Genomic DNA, 14,370 nt, shown 5'->3' on the forward strand with positions numbered 1-14,370 from the left:
CGGGGGGTCATATGTCCCCGTGTCGGCTGCCCAAGGAGAAAGGACAATGAACCCGCCCAATCGGGACGCATCCTGCGCGATACTCAGTCAACAAGACTCGGGCAGGTCGTGGCAGGCGGAGGCAGCGGTGGACGGGACCCGGCAGGCGGTCGCGGTCGGGCGAACCGGCCGAATCATGGCGCCTGCGGTGTGGATAGGCTCGTGGTGCCTGGTCGCCGGCGGGCTGATGTGCGGAATGCTGGCCTCAGGAAATGAGGATGATGCGACGTTCCAGATCTACCGGGCGTTCTTCTGGCCCGATGCCCTGATCGCGGCGATCTACGGGCCGGTCAGCGCATTCGTTCTGAAGCGGAGCCGGCATCCGGTCGGCTGGATCCTGGCAGCCGTCGCCTTGGGTTTCGGGGTGAGCGCGTGGGGCATCCAGTATCTGTACCTCGGTGTGAGCCGCGATGATCTTCCAGGCTATGCACTCGTGGTGCAGTTGACCGCTTCGTCGTGGGTCGTCGGTGCGCTCGCGGCGTTGCTGGTGCTGCCGTGGATACTCGACCGCCCGCCGCATGGGCCCATGGTCCGGCTGGCCGCGGCAGGCGGTGTGGCGTTGACGGTCTTCGCGTTCGTGACCCGGATGCTGGTGCAGACGCCCGGCGCGCCCGTCAATCCGCTCCCGCCCTCGTCGCAGGTCTCGCAGTGGGCGTACGACGCCGATAGCTGGATCATCCCGTTCTACTTCATGTACGCCCTGGCCGGTGCGGCCTACCTGCTGGTCCGCTACCGACGTGCCGACGCCGAAGATCGCCTGGGTCTTGCCTGGGTCATCGTCAGCGTCGCGCTCGTGGCGGTGTCGTACATGGCGTTCGAGACCGGGCTCAGTGTGGACGGCCCGGTGTTGAGCATCGCGTCGGCGGCTTTGCTGGCCGCCCAGGTCATGCTGGCTGCGGCGGTCCTCGTCCTGGTCGTGCGTCAACCGCGCTGGGGCATGGACGTGGCCGTGTCTCGCGCCACGGTGTGGGGTTTGCTGACGGCATCGGTCGTCGCCGCATACCTGGCACTGGTCTGGTTGGCCGGTCAGGTGCTTCCGCTGAGACGAGACGAGCTGGGCGTTGTCGTCGCGGCGCTGCTCGCGCTGGCCGTCACCCCGGTTCGCCGCTGGATGCAAGGACTCGTCGACCGGCTGATCTACGGCTCGGCGACCGATCCGGAGGTGCTTCTCGCCCGCCTCGGATCCGATCTGAGCCGAGATGGACTCGGGCGCTCGAGTCTGGGCAGCATCGCCGAAGGATTGCGGCACAGCATGCGTCTAGCCTTCGTCGGGGTCGAGTCGGGCCCCGCCCCGGAAGCCGTGGCGGCCTCGGCGGGCGATCGTGGTGCGGTGGTCGTTGAGATTCCGTTGCTGATCCAAGGACGGCAGGTGGGCTTGATGGAGGTTTCGCCGCACCACGGCGAACGTCTCGATCCCCGCACGCTCCGGGTCCTGGAGCAGCTTTCGGGCCTGGTGGCGATTGCGCTCGAGCTCGCGCAGGTCAACGAGCAGTTGGCCGCGGCGCGCACGCGGATCCTCGACGTCCGGCACGAAGAGCGACGGCTGCTGCGCCGTGAACTGCACGACGGGCTCGGGCCGGCCCTTGCCGGAACGAGCCTGGCACTCGCCGCGATCGGCAACAACAATCCAGGAATCCGCCCCCAGGACGCCGAGCTCATGCACCAGCTCCAAGAGGAGTTGTCACGACGATCGAGCGATCTGCGCGGCATAGCCCGCGCGATCCTTCCGCCGGCTCTCGACGACGGTCGTCTGGTCGATGCGCTCGACGTCCTGGCCAAGATCTTCGGTGACACCAGACTGGGTGTGCGGATCGATGCGACCGGCGCCGACGACATCGACACCCGGCGACAGATCGCGGTGTATCACATCGCGGCCGAGGCGGTGTTCAACGCATTTCGCCACGCTCGGGCGCAGGTATGCATCGTGCATGTCGACCATCGTCCGACCGGCGTGGTCACCCTCGAAGTCAGCGATGACGGCCAAGGCCTGCGCAAGCGCGATCAGCCGGGAATCGGCATGACGTCGATGCGCGAACGTGCCGCCGAGCTGGGCGGCGATCTGACGATTTCGGACAGCGGGGACGGAACGACGATCAAGGTGGTGCTGCCATGACTGTGGATTCGGTGATACGGGTCGTGGTGGTCGACGACCATCCGGTGTTCCGGATCGGGATGGCCGCGTTGCTGGCCTCCCTCGACAGTATCGAGGTGGTCGGCCACGCCGAGAATCTGGCTGAGGCGGTCAGGGTCGTGGACGAACAGATGCCCGACGTCGTCTTGATGGACCTCGACCTGGGTGCCACATCTGGTGTCGAGGCGACCCGTGACATCCTGCGTGCACACCCGCGCGTGGGCATCCTGGTCGTGACGATGCTGGGTGATGACGACTCCTTGTTCGCATCGATCCGGGCGGGCGCCCGCGGCTATCTGCTCAAAGGCTCGAGCCCGGCAGAGATCGAGCGGGCGGTGCGTGCTGTGGCCAATGGCGAGGTGCTGCTCGGTCAGCAGGTCGCTCAACGGGCGGCAACCTACCTGTCGGGCTCGCGGACCAAGGGCGTGCGACCGTTCCCGGAGCTGACCGATCGCGAACGCGAGGTTCTCGACCTGGTGGCACGCGGATTCGACAACTCGACGATCGCGCGCCGACTGGTGCTCAGCAGCAAGACGGTACGCAACTACGTCTACGGGATTGCCACCAAACTCGATGTGGAGGGCCGACCGCACCTCGTGATCCGTGCCCGGCAAGAGGGCCTGGGCGCCGATCAGCCGGGGGATTGAGGACATCTCACTCTGGTGGCCGGGCCGCCGGGTCGCAGATTCTCGTCGGTGCTGACCGTCACGGTCAGGCGGCGTCATGCCGCACTCCGAGAGAAAGTTGTTCTGCCATGTCTGCGAGTTCAGACGTCATCAGCAATCTGTCCGCATCCGAACGCGGACGTCGTTTCACCGCCTGGCCGCTGTGGATAGCCGCCGCCGGACTGTTGGGGCTGATTTCGACCCTCGGCACCGACGAGCGGATCGACGCGAGCAGCGACTACGCGTATCCCGTCACGGCCGACGCGATCAAGGCGCTCGACTACCTGCCATTTCGCATCGGCGGTCTGACGGGCTATCTCACCGTCATCGTCCTGATCGTGGCTGCCGCAGTGTGGCGCCACCGGGTCGAGCGACGGTATCCGTGGTCGGTCGGCGCGAGCGTCGTGACCTTCGGCATCATCTCGGCGGCCGCCGCCTTGGCGCTGGTCTACGGCTGGAAGGGCGCTTTGGGCAACTATCTGCATGGTGCGGGTGAGGCCAACACCTACGACGACCAAGGCCTCTACGTCCTGTACATGATTCACGACTTCGGGCCGTACTTCGCCTGGGTTCCGGCGTTGGCGTCGGCTTTCGGTCTGGCCTACATGGCATTTCGCGAGCGGCTCGTGTCCAAGGTGCTCGGCGCTGGTGCGGGTCTGATGGCCGCCGGACTGATTCTGGCCGTTGCGGTCACGGGTGTGCCCGGGCTGCCGTTCATGATCGCGCTCGGCATCCTGATCGCCGGGATCTGGCTGGCCGTCGGTCGCAGCGCCATCACCCAGGACGAACGATGAGGGCCTTCCGGTGGACGGCCGCAGCACCCCTGCTGTTGTTGCCCTTCTTGACGTTCTCGCCCGCGCAGGGGGTCGAAGATCAAGCCGCCGACGAACCTGTCATCACGGTGCATGCGCCTGACGGAGCCTGGGAAGGCTGGTATCGCAGAGGTGTCAACATCCAGGCCAATGTCAGTTCGACTTTTCCCTTGGCCATCGCGACGTGGGAACGCAAGCGACCTGACGGTGTGATCGACGAGGGAACATTCGATCCCCAAGGGACCGGATTCCCCGTCGACGAACGCGGCGTCACCGACTTCACGTTCCGGGCGATGGACATGTTCGGCAGCGTGACCGAGAAGAAGTACGGCGTCGGCATCGATCCCGACGCGCCGAATATCCTGCTGGGCGCGCTGCCGTCCACCCATATCGTCGTCGGCCAAGGAGCTGTCGTCCCGTTCGACTTCTCCTGTTCGGACCAACTGACAAGAGTGCGGTTCTGCACCTCGCCGATCGCGGCGGGGCAGCCTCTGCCGACCTCGTCGCTGGGGGATTTCAGTGCGACGGTCCGGGCAGAGGACATGGTCGGCAACGTCAGCTCCAGGAAGCTGAATTTCACGGTGGCCGAGCCGCTGCGCGCAGCAGAGCTGCCGCGTATCGCCGGAACCGTGAGAGCAGGTTCGACTCTGACGTTGTCGGGCGGCACGTTCACCCCTGCCGCCACTGTGACGGCTCGGTGGTTCCGGAGCGGGACGCCGGTCGGCACGGGAACCTCGTATGTCCTGACCGACGACGACATCGGGCACGCCATGACCGTGCAGGTCACTGGCAAGCGGGAGTTCTTCCGCGACGCCGAGCAGACTTCGCTGGCGACTGCGGCCGTGCAGCGTCGACTCTTCGACGTGACGGGTTCCTTGGCGGTCGGTGGTGACGCGGTGGTCGGGCAGCGGCTCTCGCTGAGCCTGCCGGCGCTGAGCCCAGCACCGACCACGACGACGTACCAGTGGTACCGCAACGGCGGGGCGATCAACGGTGCCACGGGTTCGACGTACACCGTGACGACGAGTGATGTGAATGCGACTTTGTCGGCCGGTGTCGTCTTCGAGCGGACGGCGCATGAGCCGGTACGGCCGTTCACGGGTCCGACCGACAAGGTCCTGGCGCCCCTGACGGTCGAGCGTGCGGCGTCGATACGCGGCCCCGCGGTGATCGGCCGGACCCTCACATCCGACGCGCCCCTGTTCTCGGGCCAGGTCGACCGCGTGGTCTATATGTGGCTGCGCGACGGGGCTCCGATCGCCGGTGCGACATCGACGTCGTACCGTCTCGGCGCAGCCGACCTCGGCCGCCAGATCAGCCTGCGGGTCGTGGCGCAGTCGGCACGCCGGCCCGACACGGAGTCGCGTTCGGCGCCGACCTCGCGTGTCGCCAAGGCCGCTGCAGTGGTTTCGACCTCCGTGAAGGCCCGGGGCAAGGCCAGGGTGCGGATCTCGGTCAAGGTCGGTGCCTACGGCGTCGCGCCGACCGGGAAGGTCACGATATGGCGCGGTTCGAAAGTCGTGGCCCGTAACAAGTCACTGAAGAGCGGCCGGGTCACAGTCAATCTGACCCGCCAACCGCGTAAGAAGGTCAGCTACAAGATCGTGTACGCGGGCTCATCGACGGTGGCTGCGAAGACGGTCCGTACGGCCAAGATCCGAGTGCGCTGAGCTGGGCCTGGGCGGCGGGACGACGTTCCGCCGCCCAGGCCCCAGGTATGCAAAGAACTCTTTGCGGTTTATGCTCGGGCATATGGCATTGACTCGGAAGGTCGTCGAGGACCTCGAAACGCTCAAGGCGATCTCGCACCCACTGCGTCTGTCGCTCTTGGCCCAGCTGCGCACCTCGGGACCCGCGACGGCGTCCGAGCTGGGGCGCGCGTTGGGGGAGTCGAGCGGGTCGACGTCGTACCACCTGCGTCAGCTCGAACGTTTCGGCTTCATCGGCGATGCGCCGGAGCAGCCGTCGGGCCGCGAACGGCGTTGGCAGGCATTGCACGACGTCACATCGTTCCCGTCGTCATTGGCCGACCTCGACGGCGGACGTGAGTATGTCGATGTCGTGCGGCAACGACAAGAACAGCACTTACGGCGTGGGCTGGAGGCCTGGACCGAGCCGCGTCGGGGGCTGGGACACAGTGACTACGATCTGCGACTCGATCCCCATGACATCGAACAGCTCGTGGAGGATCTGGATGCCGTTGTCGCGAGCTATTCGGCACGCACCGGCACCGAGCACATCGCGTTGCACCTCCTGACCCTGCCGCAGACCGCACTGTGATGTCCTCGGCATCCGTGCAGACCCGGTTTCTGCTGCTCGCGACACTGCGCTGGCTGCCCACGGGGCTGATCATCCCGGTCGTCGCGTTGCTTCCCCTCGAGCGCGGCCTGAGTGTCGCGGAGTTGGGGACCGCGTTCGCGGTGCAGGGGATCGTCGTGCTGTGTCTCGAGCTGCCGACCGGCGGATTCTCCGATGCTCTGGGGCGAAAGCCGGTCCTGATCGTGGCGGGCCTGGTCGCGGCCACCAGCTATGCGGTGTTCGCTCTGGCGCACAGTCTGGCGGGATTCGTGGTCGCGACAGCATTGGCCGGAGCATTTCGGGCACTAGACAGCGGTCCGCTCAACGCCTGGTTCGTCGATTCGGTCCACGACGACCCGACTGTGAACAACCGGGCAGGTGCCGTCGCCCGCGGTCTCTCGCGTTTTGCCACGGTCGTGGGGCTCTCGATCGCGACAGGTGCGGTGCTGTCGGCGGGGATCATCGCCTGGTCGCCGTTCGGACGCACCGAGTCGCTCGCGGTGCCGTATTGGATCGCCGTGGGACTCGCACTTCTGCAGGTTCTGGCGGTTGTGGCCCTCATGAACGAGGACCGGACATCTCGATCCGGCGGATTGCGCGACTCCCTCGCCGCGACCCCGGCGGTGATCCTGGCCGGTGGTCGGTTGCTGACCCGGTCGCGAGTCCTGTTGGCGCTCGTCGCGGTCGAGCTGTTCTGGGGATTCGGCATGATCGCCTTCGAGACCATGATGCCGATCCGGCTGGCCGAATTCGTCGGCAGTCGCGACGATGCGGCCGCGCTGATGGGGCCGGTGACCGCCGGAGCATGGGGAGTCTCGGCACTCGGTGCTGCCTTGGTGCCGCTGCTGTTGCGCCGGTGGACCCTCGTGCAGGTGTCGGTCGCATTGCGCTTGCTGCAAGGGGCGACCGTCGTCGCGATGGGCGTCGCGCTGGGGCCGATCGGTCTGGTCGCCGGGCTGCTTGCGACCTATGCCCTGCATTCGGCCTCTGGCGCGATCTATGAGACCTTGCTGCACGAGCAGGTCGACAACGAGCATCGGGCCACTGTGCTGTCGCTCGCCTCGATGCTGATGCAGCCGGGCGGATCCATCGGTGCGATCGTGCTCGGTGCGATCGCGACCGGGGCTTCGACCGGTGCGGCGATCATCGTGGGCGGAATCGTCCTGGCCTTGGCGGCGCCCTTGTTCCTGGTGCGGGAGCGAGTGCCTGCCGAGCCTGCGGCCTGAGCGCCCGCCTATGCTCGAATGCGGACGGCGACAGCGGTCGCCGACGAGCTTTGGAGGACACAGTGGGTCTTGAGAACAGTGTGGGCGAGTTCGTGCGACTCGAAGTCAGTGACGGCGTCGGAACGATTCGGCTGGATCGGCCGAAGATGAATGCCATCGACTCCCAGGTCCAGGCCGAGCTGACCGAGGTCGCCCGCGAAGCCGACGCCCGCGACGATGTCGCAGCAGTCGTCGTCTACGGCGGTGAGCGAGTCTTCGCGGCTGGAGCCGATGTCAAGGAAATGGCGATCATGAGCCACGGCGAGATGGTCAAGCGCGCCCATCTGCTGCAGGCGTTCACCCGCGATATCGCATCGATCGGCAAGCCCACCGTCTCGGCCATCACCGGATTCGCCCTCGGCGGCGGATGCGAGCTCGCGATGGCGACCGACATCAGGTTCGCGGCAGACAATGCCAAGCTGGGTCAGCCCGAGATCCTGCTCGGCATCATTCCCGGTGCGGGCGGCACGCAGCGACTGGCTCGTCTGGTCGGCCCGGCCAAGGCCAAGAACCTGATCTACACGGGTCGCTTCATCACGGCCCAGGAGGCGTTGGAGATCGGCCTGGTCGACGAGGTGCACCCGGCCGACGAGGTCTACTCCAAGGCCGTTGAATGGGCCGCCCAGTTCGTGGGCGGACCGGCGCTGGCGCTGCGAGCGGCCAAGAGCGCCGTCGACCGCGGTATCGAGGTCGACTTGCAGACCGGCCTGGAGATCGAGCGCGTCGAGTTCGCGGGTCTGTTCGCGACGGCAGACCGCACGGCCGGGATGGACTCCTTCGTCGAGAACGGCCCGGGCAAGGCGACGTTCAGCGGTTCCTGATCCCGGCCGCAGCGCTCAGCGCACCCGGATTCTCACGGACGACGAGCTGCTCTTGACCCCCTTCGCGCCGCGGTACACGACCTTGAGCGAGAACCTGCCCTTGACCGACGGACGGAACGTCGTGGACACCTTGCCGTTCTTGAGTCGCAGGGTTCGGACTTTCTTGCCACGGTAGTAGAAGTCGACCTTGCCGGTGGGTGTGAGCGAAGGCGCGGTGACCGTCACCCCGACCTTCAATCTCTGCCGCGACTTCAGCGACGTACGACTCGGCTTGATGGCTATCTTGCTGCTCGCGCTGGCGATACGCGCAGTCGTCCCCGACGTGGCCGTGCCGGACTGGTGTCCAACCTTGGCGGCGGTGACACGAACTCTCAAGCGGTGTGCCTGATCGGACGGGGTCAGTCGATAGCTCGCGCGGGTCGCGCCCTTGATGGCCGCGCCGTCCCTGAGCCACTGGTATCCGTAACGCAGACCCTCGATATTCCATCGTCCGGGTGACGCGGTCAGTGTACTGCCGACGACAGCCCTACCGCGGACCGTCGGAGCGGTCAACGCCTGAGGCGCGGGCTTGGGGGCGTCCGGGTCGATGACGGTGACCGCCACGACGGCCAACGTCTCGCCGGCCGGGCTCGTGGCCCGCAGGCCGATCTGGCCACCGTTGAGAGCCATCGTCGGCCGCAGGGAGAGACGAGAGGACGTCTCGCCGGTGATGTCGGTCCATTGACCCACACCGGCCGCACGACGCAGCCACTGCACGCTCGGTTCCGGAGAGCCGGCCACAGTGGCCGACAGCTCGATGTCCTTGCCGAGCAGCACTGAGACGCGTTCGGGCAGACCTGAGATGACCGGCTTCGACTGCACGGTCAGGCGCGCCGCCTCGCTCGTCACGAACTCACCCAGGGCGTTCCACCCGACCAGGCGGACACGGTCGCCGTCGGCTACTCCGTCACCGAGGACCAGCTCGAGCGTCTCGCCGGTCTGGCCCTTCACGGGTCGCCAGGCGACCCCGTCGCGGCTGCGCTGCCACTGTCGACGCGCGCCGTCGCCGGTGACCGTCGCCGTGAAGCGCGCGGTGGTCGCGCCCATGGGCAGCGAAACGTCCTTCGGCTGGGCCGAGATCTTCAGCGGTGAGTAGTCGACTGACAAGGTGACCGGTTCGGAGATCAGCGGCTCGCCCGCGCCGTCGTCGACCACCGCACGGAAGATGCTGGCGTCGTCCGTCTTGGCCACGGCGGGCAGCAACAGCGTCGTGCCCACGGAGTTCGGCAGGTCCTCGAAGGCGCCGCCGTCGGTGCTGCGCTGCCACGTCACGCGCGGAAGCGGCTCGCCGGTTATGCCGATCGTGAAGCGCGCCTCGCTTCCGGCGGCTGTCGTGACGTCGCTGGGCTGGCTGATGATCTGCGCGTCGGTCTCGTACGGTGCGTACACCTCGACCTCGGCCATCTGCAGCCGGTGGCCGCCTGAGGCCTCGCCCTGCTCATCGGGTGCACCCAGACCGAGTTTTGTCACGTAGACCCGCACGTACCTACCCTCGGCTCCCTCATCCGTGATGTACGTGCGAGCTGTGCCGTTCGAGGCCTGCTGACCTGTGAACGAGCCGACCGATGTCCAGTCCGTGCCGTTGTCGGACACCTGGATCTGGAAACTCGACGGGAAATTGCGTCCGGTGAGCTCGGCGGCTTCACCACTGCGCGCCGTGCGCGGGAAGAGCAGCACTCGTCCGACGTCCTTCTTCTCACCCAGATCGATCCGTACCCACTCCACATTGTCCGGAGTGGCGTGAGCCGTCGCGCTGGAGTAGCCGCTGGACGAATCGGTGCTGCGGCGCAGGCCGTCCGTCAGACGATCTTCGTTCCAGTTGCAGCAGCCCAGTGGGTTGCTGGCCGTGACGGTCCTGCCACGAGCGAGGTTGTCGCCCTGCAGCGGAGCGCTGTCCAGCCGCACCCCGTCGATCTGGAAACGTGCCGGCCACCCTGCACTGCTAGAGCCGCGGAACGAGACCTCGACCCCCTTGACGGCCTGACCGGACAGAGAATCCAGCGGCACCCGCACGAGATTCCAGGAATCAGGCGTGACGCTCTGCTCAGTCTGTGCCACGGCCCCGTCGGCGCCGGTCACGACGATCCTCGCGCTGTGCGTTGCACCACCGCCGCCGTACCCGTTGACGTCGACGAGCAATGAGTGCGCCGAGCCTGTTGTCACTGGATCGGCCAGCGTCACCTTCGCGCTGCGCCATGCGTCGGCTGCGGGACTGCCGGCCGGCTGGATCTCGAGGGCTCGCTTGCCGAGGCTGGCGACACCGGGGCCGTTGGCGAAGCTCGTGACGGCCTCGACCGTCGAGCTGTTCTCGCCGGCGACCCAACCCTCGGCACCCGCCTCGAAGCTGGATAGCAGCACCGTCGACGCGGGCAAACAGGCCGCCCCCGTCTCGTCGATATCGCAGTTGTCGGAACCACGAACCAGCAGGTCGACCTCGACGGTCGAGATGATCTCACCGTTCTGGTCGTTGATCTCGACAGTGGAGACGCCGCTGAGGGCGGCGTCCGTGGTGTCGAGGCGCAGGTTGACGACGCGGCGTCCCGACGGAGCGATCGTCACTGCGGAGGTGTCGGCCGCGGTCCAACCCTGTGGCAGGTCCTTGATGGCGAGCTTCGCGTTGGTCGTCGCGGACCCGAGACGGTTGCCAAGATCGGCGCGGACGTACGCGTGTCCACCGGCGTCGACGACGACCGGATCGACCGAGACGTCACCGACCTCGACCGCCGATTCGACTTGCAGGTCGACAGTCACGAGCTGTGTCAGGTCGATGCCGTCGACGGTGAAATCGACCTGCACCGTGACCTTCCCGTTTCGCTCGCCGATCTGCTCCGGCGTACCGATCGTGTATTCGGCGGTCGCCTCGGCACCGGGAGCCACCGGGGTGGTGAATGCACGGGTCTTTTTGGCTGTCCACCCCTGCGGTGCCTGGACGGTCTCGGTCAATTTCGTGATCGAGCCGGTGCCCGTGCTGGTCGCTCGGATCGTCAGGGGCACGGTGTCGCCGGGCTCGATGATGCGCTCGGGCGTCGTGGCAACCACCGCGACCGCCAGATCAGCACTCAGGTAGCGGCTCAGCGCGTCGACCGCCGCGGCAGCCGCGCTGCGCAGCTCGTTCGCCTCGGCAGGCAATGGCGCTGCTCGCTGGGCGATCTGACGTGCGGCGTCGAGTGCGGCGATCGCCTTGTTTCGCGTGTCCGTGTCACCTGACAGATGTGCCTGCACAGCCGACTCGACGGCGGTCGTGGCGGCGGCGACTTCGGCGACAAGTGCCGCGCGATCCGACTCGTTCAGCGTGAGCTCGTCGATCGCGGCACCCGCAGCGGCGATGTTGTCGCGGGCGTCGACCAGCAGCCCCAAACGGTTGTCGGAGGAGAAATCGTACCCACCCGAGCCGACCTTGATCTGGACACCGTCGGGGGTCTGCTTGACCGAGGTGACCCCGTCAGCTTCAGCAACAGGGCGGCCCGACTCGACGACCTCAGCAGCGCGGGCGCCGGGAAGCACGATCGTCGCGGTGGAGTTGAACGGCACTTCGATCGATGCGTCGATCGAGTTTCCGACCTGCTTCCAGTCGATGCTGGCCGTGCCGTACGGCGTCGCCCGTTCGCCGGATGCCGACGGCAGATCGGCTGTGACGCGGGGTTCGAACAGCAGCTCGCGATAGCCCTCCGATCCTTCGGCCTGGCGGATGCCGGCCACTGCGGTGTAGAGCCAGTTGTCGATCGATGTGAACATCGGATGGTTCAGTGAGCTGGCGCCGTTGTGCCAGTCCTCCCAGATCGTGCCCGGCCCGTTCTCCAGCATGTAGCCCCAGCTCGGGTACTCCGTCTGCGTCACGACGTCGAGCACAACATCGTTGTAGCCGTATTTCTCCAGCGCCTCAGGGATGTACTTGATGCCGGGCAGGCCACCGGTGAAGTGGTTCTTGCGCTTCTCGACGACATTCTTGGCCAGGTTCTTCGCGACGGCGACGTCCTTGCCGTCCGGCACGATGCCGAGGACGAGCGGGAACGCGTTCGCGAACTGGCTCGAGCCGTAGGAGCTGCGACCGTCGAAGTACGCGCTGTTGATCGCCTTCGCGATGTCGGCGGCGAGCGCGTCGTAACGCGCCACGTCGGCGTCGCGACCAAGCTCAGCGGCGAACTCCGACATGATCTTGGCGCCCCAGTAGTAATAGCCGGTGCGGAACAACTTGCCGTCGGTGGTCTCGATCGAGAGCCAGTCATTGCCCCAAGCACCAGTCGGGTGGGTCACCAGGTTGTCCGTGGTCTTGGTGCCGACGTAGTCGACCCATTTGGCGACCGACTCGTAGTGGTCTTCGACGATGTCGCGATCCCCGTACTGCTTCCAGGCGTAGTAGGGCATCAGCGCGGTTGCCGAGGCCCAGGCCGGGTCGGACCGCGTGGTCCAGCCTGCGCCAAGCTCAGTCGGCACGATGTCGGGAACCCAGCCGTCGCTGCCGGTGGCGTCACGGATGTCGGTGATCCACTTGGTGTAGAACGCCGCCATGTCCTTGTTGTTCATGGTGGCCTCGGCGGCGATATGGGCATCGGCCGTCCAGCCGCGCTTCTCGCGGGTCGGGGTGTCTTCGGGAATGCCGTGCATGCCGTTGACCTGCGTCTGGACGTCGGCGGTGTGCAGACGGTTGAGAAGATCGTTGGCGGCCGAGAAACTGCCCGCGACCTCGACGTCGTTGTGAATCTCCTCGGCGACGATGGTGCCAGCAGTAGGGGCCTGGGACAGTCCTGTCACCTCGGCCCAACGGAATCCTGCGTAGGTGTAGCTGGGCGCGAAGTTCACCGACGAACCATTGCCGGTGATCTTCGACGTCTGCTGCGCCATGATCAGGTTGTTGTCCACGCGGCCGTTGGCAAGGCGCTCGCCGTGCTTGATCGTCACTGTCTTGCCGTCGCCGATCGTGGTCTTGATCCGAGTGCGACCGCTGATGTTCTGCCCGAAGTCGAGGACGTACACGCCCGCGGTCGGCTCGGTCACCTTGACCGGATCGATCGTCTTGACGACGCGCATCGGTTCGTTGGGTGCTGCGTCGACGGTCCCGCGTCCACCGGTGGGCACGCGCACGGGCTCCCATCCGGCACCGGCGTTGCCGGGGGAGGACCAGTCGGCACGCTCACGACGGGTGTCATACGTCTCGCCGTTGTAGCGGGCGGCGCGGGTGGTGGGGCCGGCGACGCTCTTCCAGCCTGCACCCGAGGCGATAACTTGCCGGGAGCCGTCGGCGTTCTCCACCACAAGCTGCGCGATCAGGTCGGAGTCCTCGCCAATCGACAGGCCGATGACGTTGTCGCCTGCAGAGAGCTCGGACGTCACATCGTACGCGCGGTAGTACGCCCGCTTGCGACTGTCGACGGGCTGGCTCTCATACTCGGCGTCGCCGATCCGCGCGCCATTGACGAAGGGCAGGTAGATGCCGCGGGCCAGGCCGAAGTCTTGCTCGCAGCAGATGCCATTGCCGTCGGCGCCGCGCTCGTAGTTGCCGCGGCCCGCAACGTAGAGCATGGCCCGGCGCGGCGTGGACGGCAGCGAGAACTCTCCGCGCACGTACGATCCGCCGGCCGCGTCCGAGGCGGGGCTGATCCAGGACGCCTGCCAGTCCGCTGCCTTCAGCAGGCCTGTCGCGAACGTGGCCGGCTCACTCCAATCCGACACGCGACCGTCTTGGTCCCAGATGCGGACCCGCCACTGGTAAGCCTCGCTCGAGGCGAGCTGGTCACCGTCGTAAGCCACGAGCAGCTGCTCGTCGCTCGTGACACGTCCGGTGTCCCAGACCGGCGTGTCATCGAATCCGTCGGTGCCCGGCGACACCTCGATCTCGTAGTGCTTCTGCGTCTGGCCACGGGCTGACGAGGTCGCCTGCCAGCTGAAGCGCGGGGTGTCTGTTCCGATTCCGACAGGCTCGACGAGGTGCTCCACCGAAAGACCTGACACCGTCGGACCGTCGCTCTCGGCACGCGTGTCAACCGAAGCCGCGCCGACCGGCGACAGCTGCAGCCCGCCGACCGAAAGTGCCGTGACGGTCAAGAAGACAGCAGCGACGCGCCGCGGGCGACGGACGCTGCTGACATCGCGACGATCTGTCCATGGGAAGCGTAGGGTCTTCACGGGTTCTCCTGAGCGCGGCCCGAAGGCGGTGAGGACGGGTGAATCGATACAACCGCCTGTGTGCCATGTCACGTTAGTGACGGCCGAGTGCGCTGGCAACGATGTGTCCGCAATCGGCCACACCATGTCTCAATGAGAGGACCACTGGCCGGGCGGGGCCTGGAAGCGGCCTGCTGC

General features: G+C 66.7%; 8 protein-coding genes. 7 read left to right on the forward strand and 1 reads right to left on the reverse strand.

The annotated features are described in order from the left end of the window. The first annotated feature begins 46 nt into the window (after positions 1 to 46). The 7 genes from ACXJKC_RS12910 (at position 47) to ACXJKC_RS12940 (ending at position 8,031) form a co-directional block, all read left to right on the forward strand. Positions 47 to 2,152: a GAF domain-containing sensor histidine kinase gene (locus ACXJKC_RS12910; RefSeq protein ID WP_456697134.1), complete on the forward strand. Its 2,106-nt coding sequence runs from the start codon at positions 47 to 49 to the stop codon at positions 2,150 to 2,152. Further along, positions 2,149 to 2,817, forward strand: a complete 669-nt coding sequence (locus ACXJKC_RS12915) for a response regulator (protein WP_456697135.1) — start codon at positions 2,149 to 2,151, stop codon at positions 2,815 to 2,817. The genes ACXJKC_RS12910 and ACXJKC_RS12915 overlap by 4 nt, the downstream gene beginning before the upstream one ends. A gap of 107 nt (positions 2,818 to 2,924) precedes the next feature. Continuing rightward, positions 2,925 to 3,629 (forward strand): hypothetical protein, encoded by a 705-nt coding sequence (locus tag ACXJKC_RS12920; RefSeq protein WP_456697136.1) that lies wholly within the window; start codon positions 2,925 to 2,927, stop codon positions 3,627 to 3,629. After that, on the forward strand, positions 3,626 to 5,317 hold the full coding sequence (locus ACXJKC_RS12925; RefSeq protein WP_456697137.1) for a hypothetical protein: 1,692 nt from the start codon (positions 3,626 to 3,628) through the stop codon (positions 5,315 to 5,317). Before ACXJKC_RS12920 ends, ACXJKC_RS12925 begins: the two co-directional genes overlap by 4 nt. 82 nt (positions 5,318 to 5,399) lie before the next feature. After that, a complete protein-coding gene (locus ACXJKC_RS12930; RefSeq protein WP_456697138.1) occupies positions 5,400 to 5,927 on the forward strand; it encodes a helix-turn-helix domain-containing protein in 528 nt (175 codons plus the stop codon). After that, positions 5,927 to 7,171, forward strand: coding sequence for an MFS transporter (locus tag ACXJKC_RS12935; protein WP_456697139.1), 1,245 nt, complete (start codon positions 5,927 to 5,929; stop codon positions 7,169 to 7,171). Before ACXJKC_RS12930 ends, ACXJKC_RS12935 begins: the two co-directional genes overlap by 1 nt. Positions 7,172 to 7,233: 62 nt before the next feature. Next, positions 7,234 to 8,031: an enoyl-CoA hydratase/isomerase family protein gene (locus ACXJKC_RS12940; RefSeq protein WP_456697140.1), complete on the forward strand. Its 798-nt coding sequence runs from the start codon at positions 7,234 to 7,236 to the stop codon at positions 8,029 to 8,031. Between the two features lie 15 nt (positions 8,032 to 8,046). Here the strand turns inward: ACXJKC_RS12940 and ACXJKC_RS12945 are convergent, their stop codons facing one another. Continuing rightward, positions 8,047 to 14,193, reverse strand: coding sequence for a family 78 glycoside hydrolase catalytic domain (locus tag ACXJKC_RS12945; protein WP_456697141.1), 6,147 nt, complete (start codon positions 14,191 to 14,193; stop codon positions 8,047 to 8,049). Positions 14,194 to 14,370: the final 177 nt, after the last annotated feature.

The organism is Aeromicrobium sp. P5_D10, assembly GCF_054049535.1.